The sequence below is a fragment of the Escherichia albertii genome (genome assembly GCF_028622335.1).
Taxonomy (GTDB): domain Bacteria; phylum Pseudomonadota; class Gammaproteobacteria; order Enterobacterales; family Enterobacteriaceae; genus Escherichia; species Escherichia albertii.
Genome location: NZ_CP117568.1, coordinates 2,354,936 through 2,372,798, shown reverse-complemented (window position 1 = coordinate 2,372,798; position 17,863 = coordinate 2,354,936). Strand labels below are relative to the sequence as shown.

Below are 17,863 nucleotides of genomic sequence, written 5' to 3'. Positions count from 1 at the left end.
TGATGGCTGAGTAAAGGAAACGTCGGGTTACTGACTGCTATCGAGTCGTGTTAACCCTTATCCTGCCTTGAACTGACGGTGAAACTAGTGTTTTATCCTGCCTTGCGCGTAAAAAGCGTTTCATACTACTGTTTTTGTCTAAAATCTCTCGGACGGTAAAAAAATCCGACGCAAGATAAGTAAAAATAATTCATGCCATGCTGCATGAAATTTCAGTAATTATGATTTGTTATGCAGTTGATAAAGGTGGACCAGGGCGATTGATCCAGGTCATCGCCGAATTGGGCTAAAAATGGCAGGCTTTGGCCTCTTTTCAAGGCGCGGTCTATCAGATTATGCAGTTACAGAAATTAGTCAATATGTTTGGTGGGGATCTTACCCGTCGTTATGGGCAAAAGGTGCATAAGCTGACGCTGCACGGCGGTTTTAGCTGCCCGAATCGCGACGGCACCATTGGGCGCGGGGGCTGTACGTTCTGTAATGTTGCTTCGTTTGCTGATGAGGCCCAGCAACACCGTTCGATCGCCGAACAACTGGCGCATCAGGCTAATCTGGTCAACCGCGCGAAACGCTATCTTGCCTACTTTCAGGCTTATACCAGCACCTTTGCTGAAGTTCAGGTACTGCGCTCTATGTATCAACAGGCGGTGAGTCAGGCCAACATTGTCGGTTTGTGTGTTGGTACCCGCCCGGACTGCGTGCCAGATGCGGTGCTGGATCTGCTCTGTGAATATAAAGACCAGGGTTATGAAGTATGGCTGGAGCTGGGGTTGCAAACTGCGCACGATAAAACGCTGCATCGCATTAATCGCGGTCATGATTTTGCTTGCTATCAGCGCACGACCCAACTGGCGAGGGAACGCGGGCTGAAAGTGTGCGCGCACTTAATTGTCGGGCTGCCGGGAGAAGGGCACGCCGAATGCCTGCAAACGCTGGAGCGAGTGGTTGAAACCGGTGTTGACGGTATAAAGCTGCATCCGCTGCATATTGTGAAAGGCAGCATTATGGCAAAAGCCTGGGAAGCGGGGCGTTTAAACGGCATTGAACTGGAGGATTACACAGTGACGGCGGGGGAAATGATTCGTCATACGCCACCGGAGGTTATCTACCACCGTATTTCCGCCAGCGCCCGCCGCCCAACTTTACTGGCGCCGCTGTGGTGTGAAAACCGTTGGACGGGCATGGTCGAGTTGGATCGCTATCTTAACGAATACGGTGTACAAGGATCGGCATTGGGACGCCCGTGGTTACCTCCAACAGTGTAGGTATTGAGGGGAATTCCGCATTTCTCACACAATTTACAACGTCACTGTCAGAATTGGGTATTATTGGGGCAGGTTGTTGTGAAGGAATTCCCTAATGAAGCAAATTCGTCTGCTGGCGCAGTACTATGTTGATCTGATGATGAAGTTGGGGCTGGTGCGCTTCTCAATGTTGCTGGCGCTGGCTCTCGTCGTTCTCGCCATTGTGGTACAAATGGCAGTGACCATGGTGCTGCATGGACAGGTCGAAAGCATTGATGTTATTCGCTCTATCTTCTTTGGTTTATTGATTACGCCGTGGGCGGTCTACTTTCTTTCGGTGGTTGTTGAACAGCTGGAAGAGTCCCGGCAACGCTTATCACGTCTGGTGCAAAAACTGGAAGAGATGCGCGAGCGCGATCTGAGCCTCAATGTGCAATTGAAAGACAATATTACCCAGCTTAATCAGGAAATTGCCGATCGCGAGAAAGCCGAAGCCGAGTTGCAGGAAACGTTCGGCCAACTGAAAATTGAAATTAAAGAACGCGAAGAGACGCAAATTCAGCTCGAACAACAATCCTCATTTTTACGTTCATTCCTTGACGCTTCTCCTGATCTGGTTTTTTACCGTAACGAAGATAAAGAGTTTTCCGGCTGTAACCGTGCGATGGAATTGCTGACCGGGAAAAGCGAAAAACAGTTGGTGCATCTAAAGCCTGCGGACGTTTATTCGCCAGAAGCCGCAGCGAAAGTCATGGAAACCGATGAGAAAGTGTTCCGTCATAATGTGTCCCTCACTTATGAACAGTGGCTGGATTACCCGGACGGACGTAAAGCCTGCTTTGAAATTCGTAAAGTGCCGTATTACGACCGCGTGGGTAAACGTCACGGTTTGATGGGCTTTGGTCGCGACATTACCGAGCGTAAGCGGTATCAGGATGCGCTTGAACGCGCCAGCCGTGACAAAACGACCTTTATCTCCACCATCAGCCATGAGTTACGTACACCGCTGAACGGTATCGTCGGTCTGAGTCGCATTCTGCTGGATACCGAACTGACCGCCGAACAGGAAAAATATCTCAAAACCATCCATGTTTCTGCCGTTACTTTGGGTAATATTTTCAACGATATTATCGACATGGATAAGATGGAGCGACGCAAGGTTCAGCTTGATAACCAGCCGGTTGACTTCACCAGTTTCCTGGCTGACCTGGAAAACCTCTCTGCGCTACAGGCGCAGCAAAAAGGTTTACGCTTTGTTCTTGAGCCGACGCTACCGTTACCGCATCAGGTTATTACCGACGGTACGCGTTTACGCCAGATCTTGTGGAACTTAATTAGCAACGCCGTCAAATTTACCCAGCAAGGCCAGGTTACTGTGCGCGTGCGCTACGATGAAGGCGAGATGTTACATTTTGACGTGGAAGACTCTGGTATCGGTATTCCGCAGGATGAGCTGGATAAAATTTTCGCCATGTATTACCAGGTTAAAGATAGTCATGGCGGTAAACCTGCCACTGGAACCGGCATTGGTCTGGCGGTATCTCGTCGACTGGCGAAAAATATGGGCGGTGATATCACCGTTACCAGCGAACAGGGTAAAGGTTCGATCTTCACTCTGACAATCCACGCGCCGTCAGTAGCGGAAGAAGTGGATGATGCGTTTGACGAAGATGATATGCCTTTACCCGCGTTGAATGTGTTGCTGGTGGAAGACATTGAACTGAACGTCATTGTTGCTCGTTCGGTACTGGAAAAACTGGGTAACAGCGTCGATGTGGCAATGACCGGCAAGGCGGCGCTGGAGATGTTTAAACCGGGCGAATACGACCTGGTGTTGCTGGATATTCAGTTGCCAGATATGACCGGGCTGGATATCTCTCGTGAACTGACGAAGCGTTATCCGCGCGAGGATTTACCGCCGCTGGTGGCCTTAACCGCTAACGTGCTGAAAGACAAACAAGAGTACCTCAATGCTGGAATGGATGATGTGCTGAGTAAGCCGCTTTCTGTTCCGGCGCTAACCGCGATGATCAAGAAATTCTGGGATACCCAGGATGATGAGGAGAGTACGGTGACGATAGAAGAGAACAGTAAATCAGAAGCATTGCTCGATATTCCCATGCTGGAACAGTATCTCGAACTTGTAGGACCGAAGCTGATCACCGACGGGTTAGCGGTGTTTGAGAGGATGATGCCGGGCTATGTCAGCGTGCTGGAGTCGAATCTGACGGCGCAGGATAAAAAAGGCATCGTTGAGGAAGGGCATAAAATTAAAGGCGCTGCCGGTTCAGTGGGGTTACGCCATCTGCAACAGCTTGGTCAGCAAATCCAGTCTCCCGATCTTCCTGCATGGGAAGATAACGTCGGTGAATGGATTGAAGAGATGAAAGAAGAGTGGCGTCACGACGTAGAAGTGCTGAAAGCGTGGGTGGCAAAAGCCACTAAAAAATGACCCCGGCTATACCGGGGTGCGCGAATACTGCGCCAACACCAGGGAAATCGTAGCTGCGCCGTACATTATTATGATGCGTTACAAAGGCACAGCGCTGTTTTTCAGGCCGCACGCAGTTAAGATAGCAAATCTTAAATGATTTGTTACATGAATCAGTTAAATGTGTGATGCGTAGCGTTTTTATTAAAAAGATTAATGTGTTTTAGTCAGTTGCGAAAGGATGATCACAATGAAGAAAATTGGCGTAGTTCTGAGCGGATGCGGTGTTTACGACGGTTCTGAAATACATGAAGCCGTGCTGACGCTTCTGGCGATAGCGCGTAGCGGCGCGCAGGCGGTCTGCTTTGCGCCGGATAAGCAGCAGGTTGATGTCATCAACCATTTAACTGGGGAGGCAATGGCTGAATCACGTAATGTGCTGATTGAAGCGGCGCGCATTGCTCGTGGTGAGATCCGTTCTTTGGCGCAGGCCGATGCTGCCGAACTGGATGCGCTGATTGTGCCCGGAGGCTTTGGCGCAGCAAAAAATTTAAGCAACTTTGCAAGCCAGGGCAGCGAGTGCCACGTTGACAACGCGTTAAAAGCACTGGCGCAAGCGATGCATCAGGCCGGTAAACCGCAGGGGTTTATGTGTATTGCTCCAGCAATGTTGCCGAAAATCTTTGATTTCCCCCTGCGCCTGACCATTGGTACAGATATTGATACCGCTGAAGTGCTGGAGGAGATGGGGGCAGAACATGTACCTTGCCCGGTCGATGATATCGTTGTTGATGAAGACAATAAGATTGTCACTACGCCAGCATATATGTTGGCACAGAATATCGCTGAAGCGGCAAGCGGTATCGATAAGCTGGTTTCCCGCGTACTGGTTCTGGCTGAATGAGCAAAAGCCGCTTAACGGCGTTCAACTTTGTTCGCCGTTTTCTTCTGCGGTTAGTCGTTGTTCTCGCTGTGTTCTGGAGCGGGGGCATTGTACTGTTTAGTGTGGTTCCGGTACCGTTCTCGGCGGTAATGGCGGAGCGGCAAGTGAATGCCTGGTTGCACGGTAATTTTCGTTATGTGGCGCATTCTGAGTGGGCCAGTATGGAACAAATTTCGCCGTGGATGGGGCTGGCGGTGATTGCCGCTGAAGATCAAAAATTTCCCGAGCACTGGGGGTTTGATGTCGCTTCCATTGAGAAAGCTCTGGCACACAATGAGCGCAATGAAAACCGCATTCGCGGTGCATCAACCCTTTCCCAGCAGACGGCTAAAAATCTTTTTTTGTGGGATGGGCGTAGCTGGATACGTAAAGGGCTGGAAGCTGTCCTGACGTTGGGGATAGAAACAGTCTGGAGCAAAAAGCGCATCCTGACGGTTTACCTCAATATTGCTGAATTTGGTGAAGGGGTGTTTGGTGTCGAAGCTGCGGCGCAGCGCTATTTTCATAAGCCAGCCAGCAAACTTACTCAGTCGGAAGCCGCGTTACTGGCAGCAGTGCTACCGAACCCGCTACGTTTTAAAGTCTCTGCGCCATCAGGTTACGTGCGTAACCGTCAGGCGTGGATTTTACGACAAATGCGCCAGTTAGGCGGCGAGTCATTTATGCGGCAACACCAACTGGATTAAGCTTCGCGTGAGGAGAGGGCGAGCCTTTTGCTCTCGCGAGGCAGCGCCTCTTTTTGTAGAGCAATAGCTAATGCCGGTTGCGCAACAAACCGTTTCCATAACCGTGCTTGTTTACGCTGGCAACACCACTTCGACCAGGTCGCCAGTGGAATTAGCGTACTTTCCCCAATATTGTCGCAGACGACAGGGACAATCTCTGATTCGCTGATGCGATGGCAGAGGATGTTTTGTGGCTTCAGCGACATCGTCACGATGCGATTATCCTGTAAATAACGTTTCAGTTGTTTCAGTAACTGGCGCAATTGTGTGACATCATCTTCGTAACGGCATTGCTCAGCAAATTCGCTCAACGTAATTGATGGCTTTCCGTCGAAATCGGTAATTACGTCGTAGACGTAACCCGTTCCACAATCCGTCTCAACTGTACCGTGGTAACGTGGGAGCCCGCTCCAGTCTTTTAATCGGCGGTTAAGGTGCGCATAGTATTTTAACTCACGGCGAATCTCTTTATCCCCACCGTCGCCACGGTGGTAGACAATCTTAATGCAGCGTTGGGTATCATCCGGATGCGCATAACATTTACGATGTCTTCCGGTGCCCAGGGGAGTTTGTGCGGATAAGTGGATCATGCCATCTCCTGGAAATATATCCTGACATTCTCCAGTATGGGCGTTTTACTTAAACAGAATTTAAACAGCCTTTCTTAAGGTTTTCTTAATGTTGGTTTGGAGATAAAAAGAGCACGAAATGTACAAATCTCGGAAGCCAGGGATGATCCTATCCCAGGTGCTATTTCGTCTGAAGGTGTGTATTTAGAGGGATTTAAGTGTCTGAATGATGAAGATTAATCTTCGTCAAAACCGGAGTTAAAGAGGGCGATAACGGCGGCCAGCGCCTCAACTTCCTGTGGGCCAGTTGCTTCTACTTCAATCTGTCGTCCCTTGGCGGAGTCCAACATCAACAGAGCAATAACGCTATTGGCTTCAGCTTCGGTCCCTTCGTCGTTGCGTAGCAGCACTTCAGCGTCAAAACCTTGCATTAATTCAAACAATTTCATAGCAGGCCGGGCATGCATGCCCAGCTTATTAGTGATTTCGACGGTTTGTTTGACGGTCATGATTTGCGTTTTTCCAGCGTACGATGGCGTGACTGCACGTTTTTACCGCGTGAGCGGAAGTAGTCTGCCAGTTGTTCTGCAATATACACCGAACGGTGTTTCCCGCCGGTACAACCAATAGCGACCGTCAGGTAGCTACGGTTATTGGTTTCCAGCATAGGTAACCATAGCTCAAGATAACTACGCGTCTGGTAGATAAAATTGTGTACTTCTGTGTGGCGGTCAAGGAATGCGGCGACGGGCTTATCAAGACCGGTCATCGGACGCAGTTTGGGATCCCAGTGCGGGTTCGGCAGGAAACGTACGTCAAAGACGTAATCCGCATCGATAGGAATACCGTGCTTGAAGCCGAAGGACTCAAACACCATCGTCAGTTCACGCTCACGTTTACCCAGCAAACGGGTACGCAGCATTTCCGCCAGCTCGTGAACGGACATTTCTGATGTATCGACAATCAGATCGGCCCGTGAGCGCAGTGGTTCCAGCAGATCGCTTTCCTTGTCGATAGCACTTTCCAGCGACAGGTTTTTGCTGGAGAGCGGATGCAGGCGTCGCGTATCGCTGTAACGGCGAATTAAGGTGTTACGGTCGGCATCAAGAAAAAGCAGTTGCGGTGAGAAAGCATCAGGTAGATTGCTCATCGCCTGTTCGAATATTTCAGGCGACTCTGGCATATTGCGAACATCAATGCTGACAGCAGCAGAAATCTCGCGATCGGCCAGGGTGCGGGCCAGATCGGGTAACAGTACGACGGGAAGGTTATCCACGCAGTAAAAACCCATATCTTCCAGCGCACGCAGGGCGACAGATTTACCTGAACCTGAACGTCCGCTGACGATCATCAGTACCATGTACTGTTTCTCCTCACAACGTCTAAAAGAGACATTACCGAATAACTACGCTTCATTCGGAGTACCTTCGGTATCCGTAATGATTTGATACAGCTCTTCATCGCTCTGGGCGGCGCGTAAACGGCGGCAAATGGTTTTGTCCGCCAGGCGTTTCGCAACCAGTGAAAGAGTATGCAGGTGCGTTTTGGTTTGGTCAGCAGGCACCAGCAGGGCAAAAAGCAGATCGACGGGTTGGTTGTCGATAGCATCAAAAGCGATTGGCGTTTCCAGTTGAACGAAGACGCCAACGGCACGCAGGGTATCTTCTTCCAGTTTGCCGTGCGGGATCGCAATGCCATTACCGATACCGGTACTGCCCATTTTTTCCCGCGTCAGGATAGCTTCAAAAACTACCTGAGGCGGCAGGCTAAGCTGCTTTGCCGCCAGTTCGCTGATGATTTCCAGTGCACGTTTTTTGCTCTGGCAGTGGACGCGACTTCGCGTACATTCCCTGTTAAGAACACTGCTAAGCTGTAGAGTTGTATCATTATTTATCATAATTTCACCTAAGAACCCGTCCACTCAAACCGTGGAACAGGTTCGGAGCATTAACCGTACAAATGGCCTGTTGTGCTGCACAACAGGCCGTTATGCACTTGCTAATCGCCCGGACAATTAGTGTTGTTTCAATTTATCTTTATGCTTGGTCAACTGACGTGCCAGCTTATCAATTAAACCGTCAATGGCGGCGTACATATCCTGACCTTCCGCACTGGCATGAATTTCACCACCGTTAACATGCAGTGTCGCATCTGAGGTGTGGGTGACTTTCTCCACTTTCAGAACAACATAAACCTGGTTGATTCGGTCAAAATATTGCTCAAGTTTGGCAAATTTTGAGGTGACAAATTCGCGCAGGGCCTCGGTGATCTCGACGTTATTTCCGGTAATGTTGAGCTGCATAGCGTCTTCCTTATCAGTTGGGTCAAACGAGCTGTTTACGCTGGTTTGACGGCGGAATGGATAAAGACTCTCGGTACTTCGCAACAGTACGGCGCGCCACCATGATACCTTGTTCCGACAGCAAAGAGGTTAACTTGCTGTCGCTCAACGGTTTCGCTGGGTTTTCCGCCGCGATTAATTTCTTCACCAGTGCGCGAATCGCTGTGGAAGAGGCTTCGCCCCCGCCCTCAGTATTGACATGACTGGAAAAGAAATACTTCAGTTCAAAAATGCCTCGTGGACTATGCAGATATTTTTGCGTGGTCACGCGAGATATCGTCGATTCATGCATCTCGACGGCCTGGGCGATATCGGCCAGCACCATCGGTTTCATATATTCTTCGCCTTGTTCAAAGAAGGCTTGCTGCTGTTCAACGATACAGCGACTGACGCGCAGCAGCGTATCGTTACGGCTTTCCAGACTCTTTATCAACCATTTGGCATCCTGCAGATTGCTGCGGATAAACTGACTATCGCCATCGTTGCGTGCGCTGTTGCACATTGAGGCGTAGTGCTGGTTGATTTGCAGACGCGGAATGCTGTCACTGTTGAGTTCAACCGTCCAGCGACCGTTATGCTTACGTACTAACACGTCTGGAATGACATATTCCGGTTCGCCGGTCTGGATCGACTGACCCGGACGCGGATCGAGCGACTGGATCAGATTGACGGCTTCTTTCAGCACATCTTCTTTCAGTCGTGTAACGCGCATTAACGTGCGGAAGTCGTGATTGGCTAACAGATCAAGGTGATCGCTTATAATGAGTCTGGCCTCTTCCAGCCACGGCGTGGTTTTGTCGAACTGGGAGAGTTGGATCAACAGGCAGTCGCGCAGATCTTTCGCTGCTACGCCAACCGGGTCAAAGCGCTGGATCCGTTTGAGGACAGCTTCAATTTCATCGATATCGATCTCGTCATCGCCCATGCTTTCGAGAATATCTTCCAGCGGCACGGTGAGATAACCCGTCTCATCAACAGCATCGACGATAGAGGTGGCGATAGCGCGGTCAGTATCGGAAAACGGCGTCAGTTCGACCTGCCACATCAGGTAATCTTGCAAGGTTTGCGTCGTTTCACCCTGATAGATCGGCAACTCGTCGTCGATGTAGTCGCCGCTGGTGCCAGATGGTGTACCGGCGGTATAGATCGTGTCCCAACTGGCATCAAGCGGTAGCTCTTCCGGCATCTCTTTTTGTTCGAGCGCGTCAGCGGCGTCCAGCGTTTCGCTGTCTTGTGTTTCGCGGGTGTCGATTTCTTCATGAGTGTCGATTTGCTCAAGCAGCGGATTGCTCTCCAGCGCTTGCTGTAGCTCCTGCTGAAGCTCCAGCGTGGACAACTGCAACAGACGAATCGCCTGTTGTAGCTGAGGCGTCATCGCCAGTTGTTGACTAAGCCTGAGTTGCAAACCTTGCTTCATGTTCAGAATCGTATTCTCCTGCTAAAACGTCGCAAACTTCTACCCTATCAGAGTCTGAAGTCTTCCCCAAGGTATACACGCTTAACGTGTTCGTCTTGTAAGATTTCTGTAGGCGTGCCGTGGGCGATCAAATGCCCCTGACTGACGATGTAAGCGCGTTCACAAACCGCCAGTGTTTCACGCACATTGTGGTCAGTGATCAGCACACCCAGACCGCTATCGCGCAGATGTTCAATAATGCGTTTGATGTCGATAACCGAGATCGGATCGACCCCAGCAAATGGTTCATCGAGCAGGATAAATTTCGGATTCGCTGCCAGTGCGCGGGCAATTTCTACACGGCGACGTTCACCACCGGAGAGTGACTGTCCCATGCTGTCGCGCAAATGCTCAATGTGGAACTCTTCCATCAGCTCATTTGCGCGGTCTTCGCGCTGTTCAGCCGATAAGTCGTCACGAATTTGTAGTACTGCCATCAGGTTATCGTAGACGCTCAGGCGACGAAAAATTGAAGCTTCCTGCGGCAGATAACCGATACCGCGACGTGCGCGGGCGTGTAGTGGAAGCAGGCTGATATCGTCATTATCAATGATGATGTTGCCCGCGTCGCGCGGCACGATACCTACAACCATATAGAAAGTCGTTGTCTTACCGGCGCCGTTTGGCCCAAGCAGACCGACAATTTCCCCGGAATTGACGGTCAGACTGACGTCTTCTACCACGCGGCGGCCTTTATAGGCTTTTGCAAGGTTCTTTGCGGTTAATGTTGCCATAACGAATTAATTACCCTTCTTCTGCGCCGGGGTTTGGCCTTTGTTGTTTTTGTCCTGCAACTGCGACGGTACCAGAACGGTGGTTACGCGCTTGCCTTTGTCGCTGAAGGCCTGCATTTTCTGCTCTTTCACCAGATATGTGATCTTATCACCCGTGATGTTGCTGTCGATCTGCTTCAGAAAGGCATTGCCAGTAAGTACAACAAAATCTTTTGCCAGTTCGTAGTGCATCTGGGAGGCGTGACCTTCGACAGGTTTGCCGTTGTCCTGCATCTGATAGAAAGTTGCAGGTTTACCGTAGCCATCGATCACTTCTTTACCTTGTTCGCCACCGGGACGGGTGACGACCACTTTATCGGCATTAATTTTGATGGTGCCCTGGGTAACGATGACGTTACCGGTGAAGGTAACCACGTTGCCTTGCATATCAAGAGACTGCTGGTCCGATTCAATGTGGATCGGCTGGTCAGTGTCCCCGGTTACGGCAAATGCCGGAATACTGGCGGCCAGAAGTGAGCTGGCAAGCACAAGATTAAGGCTGAGTTTGTTTGTTTTGAATTTCATAGGATGTTCTAACCTTTTCAATCAGCTCGGCGTTCTTGCTGCGTAAGTTGCCGCGCATTTTCAGACCGCTGGAGTTAAATGTTGTTCCGTATAACGTGACGAGGTCTTCAGAGGTAACATCCTGCGTTACCAGATTGATCTGCGCGTTATCCGTCGTGATTCTACGAAGTTGAGAGTCCGGCACTAGCGCGTTGACTTCAACGTGTCCATACAAATAGAGCATCCGGTCATTAGTCAGCTTGGCTTTATCAGCTTTTACCGACCATGTCGGGATTTTATCCTTATCAAACGTGGTAAGTACCGGCTGCGTAAACCACGAAACAGCCTGATCGGAATAATATTCAACGTGTTGAGCAATCAATCGATAGCTTAGCGCTCCTTCTGGGTTATAGACGAGCGTGTCCGTATGCTCGCTTTTATAGGTGGGATCATTATTGTTGACGACCACCTGGGCGATATCGTCTTTCTCGGTCATGTTAATGCCGATCATCACCAAAACCGCCAGTGATAGCACAATGATAACCCAACGTCTGGCTTTACTCATATCGATTGCCCTTTGGCTTCATCCAGTTTGCCCTGCGCCAGGAGTAATAAGTCGCAAACTTCGCGTACCGCGCCGCGACCGCCAGCAATGTACGTCACATAGTCGGCGCGTGGAATCAACAGTGGATGCGCATCGGCAACGGCAACGCTTAAGCCCACTTTTTCCATCACCGGCCAGTCGATGAGATCATCTCCAACGTAAGCCACGTTTTCCGGTGCGATCGCCAGTTTTTTTAGCAGATCGTTAAAGGCGATAAGTTTGTTCGACTGCCCCTGGTATAAATGGGTGATCCCTAAAGTCGCACAACGATCTTCTACCAGTTTAGCCTTTCGCCCGGTAATGATAGCGACTTCAATATCAGAGGTGAGCGCACAACGAATGCCATAACCGTCACGAACATTGAACGCTTTCAACTCTTCGCCGTTGTTGCCCATATAAATCAGACCATCTGACAATACGCCATCGACGTCGAGGATCAGCAGACGAATATTTTCTGCTTTTGCCATAACATCAGCGCTGACAGGGCCGTAACAGGTCTCAATCGACGCACCTGCTTTACTCATTGTCGTTTATCCTTGAATCTTTACACTACGCCTGCACGCAGTAAATCATGCATATGTAACACACCGAGTAAACGGTCGCCATCGGCAACCATTACGGAGGTGATATGGCGGGACTGCATTAAGTTCAGCGCCTCGACGGCCAGAATGCCAGGACGTACGCGAATTCCGCCTGGCGTCATCACATCGGCAATACCTAATTGACGGACATCCACGCCCATATCGAAGACACGGCGTAAATCGCCGTCGGTAAAGATGCCTTCAATCATCATATTGTCATCGCAAATGACGGTCATACCAAGATTTTTGCGGGTGACTTCCAGTAATGCGTCTCGCAGACTGGCGGTTTTTTTGACATGCGGGATCTCATCGCCCGTATGCATAATATCGCTGACCCGTAACAGAAGTTTACGACCTAGTGCGCCGCCCGGATGCGAGAGCGCAAAATCTTGTGCGGTAAAGCCGCGTGCCTTTAACAGAGCAACGGCGAGCGCATCGCCCATGACTAGCGTGGCGGTGGTGCTGCTGGTCGGCGCCAGCCCCAGTGGGCAGGCTTCTTTCGCGACTTTAACACACAGGTGCACGTCTGCTGCGCGCGCCATGCTGCTATCCGGGCGGCCCGTGATACAGATTAACGGTACGCGCAGACGCTTGAGAACCGGAATTAATGCGGATATTTCGCTGGATTCGCCTGAGTTGGAGATGGCTATCACTACGTCCTGCGGAGTGACCATGCCTAAATCACCATGCGCGGCCTCACCAGGATGCACAAAAAACGACGGCGTACCGGTGCTGGCAAACGTTGCGGCCATTTTGCGTCCAATGTGCCCCGATTTTCCCATCCCCATGACCACGACTTTCCCTTTACACCAGAACATCTTTTCACAGGCGAGTGTGAAATCCTGATTGATATATTGATCAAGCTCCGCCAGGCATTCACGTTCAATCGCCAGGACTTCTTTACCTGCTTGCTGAAAGTCAAAACCCGGTTGTAACTCTACGTGCGACATAATGCGTTTCCAGTTATTCAACGAGTATTGGCGATAACCAGTACAACATCGCCAGCCATACGATAAATCCGCTTATTAATAATCCCCCTACGCCGCGGCCTGGTTGAGGGGAGCGTCGCCAGCACAGCAACGCAAAAATAATGCTCACCAGCAGCATTACGCTATAGTCACGGCTGTACGCCAGCGGGTTAATTTCCCCTGGCGTTATCAGCGCAGGCAGGCCCAACACAATAACGATATTAAAAATGTTCGCACCGATGATATTACCGACGGCGATGTCGTTTTCACCTTTACGAACACCGGCTATTGCGGTTGCCAGTTCCGGCAGGCTGGTGCCGATAGCAACTACCGTCAGACCGATGGTCAGCTCGCTGATAGCAAAATAATTTGCCAGCACAGTCGCATTATCAATCACCATTCGCGTTGCTACTGGCATGATAATCAGCGCAATACCGAGCCATAAAAATGCGACGGGCAATCCCCCTTCGCGTGGCAACTCTGCCAACTGTTCTTTGGCCAGGCTGTCCGTCCCCTGACGCTCGGTCTGACGTGCAAGTTTAACAATGAACAGCAGCCATAGCACAGCCAGAAAAAGGAGAAAGATACCATCGCTACGGCTAAGTTGTCCGTCGTAGAGTACGGAACCAGCCACCACACTGACCAATAACATTAAGGGTAATTCGCGGCGCAGAACATCGGAATGGACGGTAAAAGGGCGCACCAGCGCGGCCAGACCGAGAATCAGTAATATGTTGATAATGTTTGAGCCGAGCGCAGTGCCGACAGCTAAGTCTCGTTGTTCATGTAATGATGTTGCGAGTGAAACGATGATTTCTGGCAGTGAAGTCCCAATACTGACGACCGTCATACCGATGATTAGCGGTGGAATGCCAAACGTTCGGCAAAGAATTGAGGCGGCAAATACCAGACGGTCGGCACTGTAAACGACCAAAAGTAAACCAACAATTAACAGTGCCGTTGCTAAAAACATCTAACGTCCTTTCTTCAGGTATACTCGCCGGTCCGCTGAAGATTTTCAGAAAGCCGTGACGAATTCTTAATTTTGACTTTATGCGGCTAAAAAGTAAAACAAATGCCAGCTTTCGCTAACCATGGCAGGTAATATTCTGTAAATATGCTGGGTTCATGGTTAAATTGAGCGCCATGCTTAGAAAAACAACGCAAGACGAAGGGTGAATCAATGGATCAGTCTGTGGCGAATTTAGTCGATATGCGCGATGTCAGTTTTACGCGTGGCAATCGCTGCATCTTCGATAATATTTCCCTGACCGTGCCGCGAGGGAAAATTACGGCAATCATGGGGCCATCAGGTATCGGTAAAACGACGCTGCTCCGACTGATTGGCGGGCAGATCGCGCCAGATAACGGCGAGATCCTTTTTGATGGCGAGAATATTCCGGCAATGTCTCGTTCGCGGTTGTATACGGTGCGTAAGCGGATGAGCATGTTGTTCCAGTCCGGGGCGTTGTTCACTGATATGAACGTATTTGACAACGTCGCTTATCCACTGCGTGAACATACCCAACTACCCGCGCCATTGCTACATAGTACGGTGATGATGAAACTGGAAGCTGTGGGGTTGCGTGGGGCGGCTAAACTTATGCCATCGGAGCTTTCTGGCGGAATGGCGCGACGCGCGGCGCTGGCGCGCGCGATTGCCCTGGAGCCGGATCTCATCATGTTTGATGAGCCGTTTGTTGGACAAGATCCGATCACCATGGGCGTACTGGTGAAGTTGATTTCCGAGCTGAACAGTGCGCTGGGTGTGACCTGCGTGGTGGTTTCTCACGATGTGCCGGAAGTATTAAGTATTGCGGATCACGCCTGGATTCTGGCGGACAAAAAGATTGTCGCTCACGGTAGCGCCCAGGCGTTGCAAGCAAATCCTGATCCGCGCGTCCGTCAGTTTCTGGACGGGATTGCTGACGGGCCTGTTCCGTTCCGCTATCCTGCCGGCGATTATCACGCTGATCTTTTACCAGGGAGTTAAGCCACTCATGCTGTTAAATGCGCTGGCGTCGCTCGGACATAAAGGGATTAAAACCCTGAGAACGTTCGGGCGGGCCGGGTTAATGTTATTCAATGCACTGGTCGGCAAACCAGAATTTCGCAAGCATGCACCGCTGCTGGTGCGTCAGCTCTATAATGTCGGCGTCCTGTCGATGCTGATTATTGTGGTTTCTGGCGTGTTCATCGGAATGGTGCTGGGACTGCAAGGTTATCTGGTTCTGACGACTTACAGTGCGGAAACCAGCCTGGGTATGCTGGTGGCGTTATCGTTACTGCGCGAGCTGGGACCGGTGGTCGCCGCGCTGCTGTTTGCCGGGCGCGCCGGTTCGGCGCTAACCGCTGAAATCGGCCTGATGCGTGCGACTGAACAACTCTCCAGTATGGAGATGATGGCCGTAGACCCGTTGCGCCGGGTTATTTCTCCACGTTTCTGGGCTGGGGTTATTTCATTGCCGCTGCTGACGATTATTTTTGTCGCCGTGGGGATTTGGGGCGGTTCGCTGGTCGGTGTCAGTTGGAAAGGCATTGATAGCGGGTTCTTCTGGTCGGCAATGCAAAACGCCGTCGACTGGCGTATGGATCTGGTTAACTGTCTGATTAAAAGCGTAGTGTTCGCGATTACAGTGACGTGGATTTCGTTGTTTAACGGTTATGACGCCATCCCGACTTCTGCCGGGATTAGTCGGGCAACCACTCGCACCGTTGTCCACTCGTCTCTGGCCGTACTGGGGCTGGATTTTGTGCTGACCGCATTGATGTTTGGGAATTGAGTTCATGCAAACGAAAAAAAATGAAATTTGGGTGGGTATCTTTTTATTAGCAGCACTGCTGGCGGCGCTGTTTGTTTGCCTGAAGGCAGCAAACGTAACGTCAATGCGTACTGAGCCGACCTACACGCTCTATGCGACGTTCGATAACATCGGCGGTCTGAAAGCGCGCTCTCCGGTGAGTATTGGCGGCGTTGTTGTGGGGCGTGTAGCGGATATTACGCTGGATCCGAAAACCTATCTGCCACGTGTAACGCTGGAAATTGAACAACGTTATAACCACATTCCCGACACCAGTTCGCTGAGCATTCGCACCTCCGGCTTGCTTGGCGAACAATATCTGGCGTTAAACGTCGGTTTTGAAGATCCAGAACTGGGAACTGCTATTCTGAAAGATGGCGATACGATTCAGGACACTAAATCTGCGATGGTGCTGGAAGATCTCATCGGTCAGTTCCTTTATGGCAGTAAAGGCGATGACAATAAGAATAGTGGTGATGCGCCAGCAACTGCTCCAGGTAATAATGAGGCCACTGAACCTGTGGGTACAACGAAATAATTTCAGGAGAACCGACGCATGTTTAAACGTTTAATGATGGTCGCTTTGCTGGTGATTGCGCCGCTGAGCGCGGCAATCGCGGCAGATCAGACCAACCCGTATAAGCTGATGGATGAGGCGGCGCAGAAAACGTTCGATCGCCTGAAGAATGAGCAATCGCAAATTCGGGCCAACCCGGATTACCTGCGTACCATCGTCGATCAGGAACTGTTACCGTACGTACAGATAAAATACGCCGGTGCGCTGGTACTGGGCCAGTACTACAAAAGCGCGACCCCGGCCCAGCGTGAAGCTTACTTTGCCGCTTTCCGTGAGTACCTGAAGCAGGCTTACGGTCAGGCACTGGCGATGTATCACGGTCAGACTTATCAGATTGCGCCAGAACAACCGCTGGGTGATAAAACGATTGTGCCTATTCGCGTTACCATTATTGATCCAAATGGCCGTCCTCCGGTGCGTCTGGACTTCCAGTGGCGTAAAAACTCCCAAACGGGCAACTGGCAGGCTTACGACATGATTGCTGAAGGCGTCAGCATGATCACCACCAAACAAAACGAGTGGGGGACGCTGCTACGTACCAAAGGCATTGACGGCCTGACTGCGCAACTGAAGTCTATTTCTCAACAGAAAATCACTCTGGAAGAGAAAAAATAATGAGCGAGTCGCTGAGCTGGATGCAGACAGGGGATACCCTGGCATTAGCCGGAGAGCTGGATCAAGACGTATTGCTGCCGCTTTGGGAAATGCGAGAAGAAGCGGTGAAGGGAATTAACCGCATCGATCTCAGCCGCGTGTCCCGCGTTGATACAGGTGGACTGGCGTTGTTGCTCCACCTTATCGATTTGGCGAAAAAGCAGGGCAATAGCGTGACGCTTCAGGGGGTAAACGACAAAGTGTACACCCTGGCGAAATTGTATAATTTACCTGCTGATGTCCTGCCCCGTTAAATTTTTCAGGCCGGATAAGGTGTTAATCACCTGTCCGGTAAATCTGTCTGCAAGTCGAGCCTTGTCTGATTTACCAGCGAGGCTTTTTGCTTATTTATGACAGCGCAACTTTGCTCTAAGATGTTTCGCTGGTTTATTTACTGATGAATGAAGAGCCCATGGAAAATAATGAAATTCAGAGCGTGTTGATGAACGCACTTTCCCTCCAGGAAGTCCACGTTTCCGGCGATGGCAGCCACTTTCAGGTTATTGCTGTGGGTGAGATGTTTGACGGCATGAGTAGGGTAAAAAAACAGCAGACGATTTATGGTCCGCTGATGGAATATATAGCGGATAACCGTATTCATGCTGTGTCGATCAAAGCGTATACACCGGCGGAGTGGGCGCGCGATCGCAAACTGAATGGCTTTTGAGCTATGGGCGACTCGCCGGTAGCGG

The 17,863-nt window shown here is 50.6% G+C and carries 22 protein-coding genes; 10 read left to right on the top strand and 12 right to left on the bottom strand.

Annotated features, from left to right (window positions below):
• Positions 1-335 precede the first annotated feature (335 nt).
• From mnmL to mtgA, 4 genes are all read left to right on the top strand, one after another.
• Positions 336-1,265, top strand: coding sequence for a tRNA modification radical SAM protein MnmL/YtqA (mnmL, locus tag PS053_RS11505; RefSeq protein ID WP_024164699.1), 930 nt, complete (start codon positions 336-338; stop codon positions 1,263-1,265).
• A gap of 94 nt (positions 1,266-1,359) precedes the next feature.
• Entirely contained in the window at positions 1,360-3,696 is a 2,337-nt protein-coding gene (arcB, locus tag PS053_RS11500; RefSeq protein ID WP_256878799.1) for an aerobic respiration two-component sensor histidine kinase ArcB, read from the top strand.
• 229 nt (positions 3,697-3,925) lie between these two features.
• A complete protein-coding gene (gene elbB, locus PS053_RS11495; RefSeq protein WP_002460962.1) occupies positions 3,926-4,579 on the top strand; it encodes an isoprenoid biosynthesis glyoxalase ElbB in 654 nt (217 codons plus the stop codon).
• A complete protein-coding gene (gene mtgA / locus PS053_RS11490; protein WP_000047060.1) occupies positions 4,576-5,304 on the top strand; it encodes a monofunctional biosynthetic peptidoglycan transglycosylase in 729 nt (242 codons plus the stop codon). Before elbB ends, mtgA begins: the two co-directional genes overlap by 4 nt.
• Here the strand turns inward: mtgA and yrbL are convergent.
• The 12 genes from yrbL to PS053_RS11430 form a co-directional block, all read right to left on the bottom strand.
• A complete protein-coding gene (yrbL, locus tag PS053_RS11485) occupies positions 5,301-5,933 on the bottom strand; it encodes a PhoP regulatory network protein YrbL (protein WP_000581584.1) in 633 nt (210 codons plus the stop codon). The two genes, mtgA and yrbL, sit on opposite strands and share 4 nt — an antisense overlap.
• A gap of 215 nt (positions 5,934-6,148) precedes the next feature.
• A complete protein-coding gene (gene npr / locus PS053_RS11480; protein ID WP_000216792.1) occupies positions 6,149-6,421 on the bottom strand; it encodes a PTS phosphocarrier protein NPr in 273 nt (90 codons plus the stop codon).
• Positions 6,418-7,272 (bottom strand): RNase adapter RapZ, encoded by an 855-nt coding sequence (gene rapZ / locus PS053_RS11475; RefSeq protein ID WP_000243742.1) that lies wholly within the window; start codon positions 7,270-7,272, stop codon positions 6,418-6,420. Before rapZ ends, npr begins: the two co-directional genes overlap by 4 nt.
• Positions 7,273-7,317: 45 nt before the next feature.
• Complete coding sequence (gene ptsN, locus PS053_RS11470; RefSeq protein ID WP_000609337.1) at positions 7,318-7,809, bottom strand: PTS IIA-like nitrogen regulatory protein PtsN; 492 nt, start codon at positions 7,807-7,809, stop codon at positions 7,318-7,320.
• 117 nt (positions 7,810-7,926) lie between these two features.
• Complete coding sequence (gene hpf, locus PS053_RS11465) at positions 7,927-8,214, bottom strand: ribosome hibernation promoting factor (protein ID WP_001176602.1); 288 nt, start codon at positions 8,212-8,214, stop codon at positions 7,927-7,929.
• A gap of 22 nt (positions 8,215-8,236) precedes the next feature.
• Positions 8,237-9,670: an RNA polymerase factor sigma-54 gene (gene rpoN, locus PS053_RS11460; RefSeq protein ID WP_025238246.1), complete on the bottom strand. Its 1,434-nt coding sequence runs from the start codon at positions 9,668-9,670 to the stop codon at positions 8,237-8,239.
• Positions 9,671-9,717: 47 nt separating this feature from the next.
• A complete protein-coding gene (lptB, locus tag PS053_RS11455) occupies positions 9,718-10,443 on the bottom strand; it encodes an LPS export ABC transporter ATP-binding protein (RefSeq protein ID WP_000224109.1) in 726 nt (241 codons plus the stop codon).
• A gap of 6 nt (positions 10,444-10,449) precedes the next feature.
• Positions 10,450-11,007, bottom strand: a complete 558-nt coding sequence (lptA, locus tag PS053_RS11450) for a lipopolysaccharide ABC transporter substrate-binding protein LptA (RefSeq protein WP_000669777.1) — start codon at positions 11,005-11,007, stop codon at positions 10,450-10,452.
• Positions 10,976-11,551: an LPS export ABC transporter periplasmic protein LptC gene (lptC, locus tag PS053_RS11445; protein ID WP_000030541.1), complete on the bottom strand. Its 576-nt coding sequence runs from the start codon at positions 11,549-11,551 to the stop codon at positions 10,976-10,978. The genes lptA and lptC overlap by 32 nt, the downstream gene beginning before the upstream one ends.
• Positions 11,548-12,114, bottom strand: coding sequence for a 3-deoxy-manno-octulosonate-8-phosphatase KdsC (kdsC, locus tag PS053_RS11440; protein ID WP_000029999.1), 567 nt, complete (start codon positions 12,112-12,114; stop codon positions 11,548-11,550). Before kdsC ends, lptC begins: the two co-directional genes overlap by 4 nt.
• Before the next feature lie 20 nt (positions 12,115-12,134).
• Positions 12,135-13,121, bottom strand: a complete 987-nt coding sequence (gene kdsD, locus PS053_RS11435; protein WP_256878800.1) for an arabinose-5-phosphate isomerase KdsD — start codon at positions 13,119-13,121, stop codon at positions 12,135-12,137.
• Positions 13,122-13,134: 13 nt separating this feature from the next.
• Positions 13,135-14,112 (bottom strand): calcium/sodium antiporter, encoded by a 978-nt coding sequence (locus PS053_RS11430; protein WP_000477917.1) that lies wholly within the window; start codon positions 14,110-14,112, stop codon positions 13,135-13,137.
• Between the two features lie 210 nt (positions 14,113-14,322).
• Between PS053_RS11430 and mlaF the strand changes: the two genes are divergently transcribed.
• From mlaF to ibaG, 6 genes are all read left to right on the top strand, one after another.
• On the top strand, positions 14,323-15,132 hold the full coding sequence (gene mlaF / locus PS053_RS11425; RefSeq protein WP_000372845.1) for a phospholipid ABC transporter ATP-binding protein MlaF: 810 nt from the start codon (positions 14,323-14,325) through the stop codon (positions 15,130-15,132).
• A 7-nt stretch (positions 15,133-15,139) separates the two neighbouring features.
• Entirely contained in the window at positions 15,140-15,922 is a 783-nt protein-coding gene (mlaE, locus tag PS053_RS11420; RefSeq protein ID WP_000925792.1) for a lipid asymmetry maintenance ABC transporter permease subunit MlaE, read from the top strand.
• A gap of 4 nt (positions 15,923-15,926) precedes the next feature.
• Positions 15,927-16,478, top strand: coding sequence for an outer membrane lipid asymmetry maintenance protein MlaD (gene mlaD / locus PS053_RS11415; protein WP_002460978.1), 552 nt, complete (start codon positions 15,927-15,929; stop codon positions 16,476-16,478).
• 18 nt (positions 16,479-16,496) lie between these two features.
• On the top strand, positions 16,497-17,132 hold the full coding sequence (gene mlaC, locus PS053_RS11410; RefSeq protein ID WP_000476469.1) for a phospholipid-binding protein MlaC: 636 nt from the start codon (positions 16,497-16,499) through the stop codon (positions 17,130-17,132).
• Positions 17,132-17,425 (top strand): lipid asymmetry maintenance protein MlaB, encoded by a 294-nt coding sequence (gene mlaB / locus PS053_RS11405; protein ID WP_000004485.1) that lies wholly within the window; start codon positions 17,132-17,134, stop codon positions 17,423-17,425. Before mlaC ends, mlaB begins: the two co-directional genes overlap by 1 nt.
• A 158-nt stretch (positions 17,426-17,583) precedes the next feature.
• Positions 17,584-17,838: a BolA family iron metabolism protein IbaG gene (ibaG, locus tag PS053_RS11400; protein WP_002460982.1), complete on the top strand. Its 255-nt coding sequence runs from the start codon at positions 17,584-17,586 to the stop codon at positions 17,836-17,838.
• Positions 17,839-17,863 lie beyond the last annotated feature (25 nt).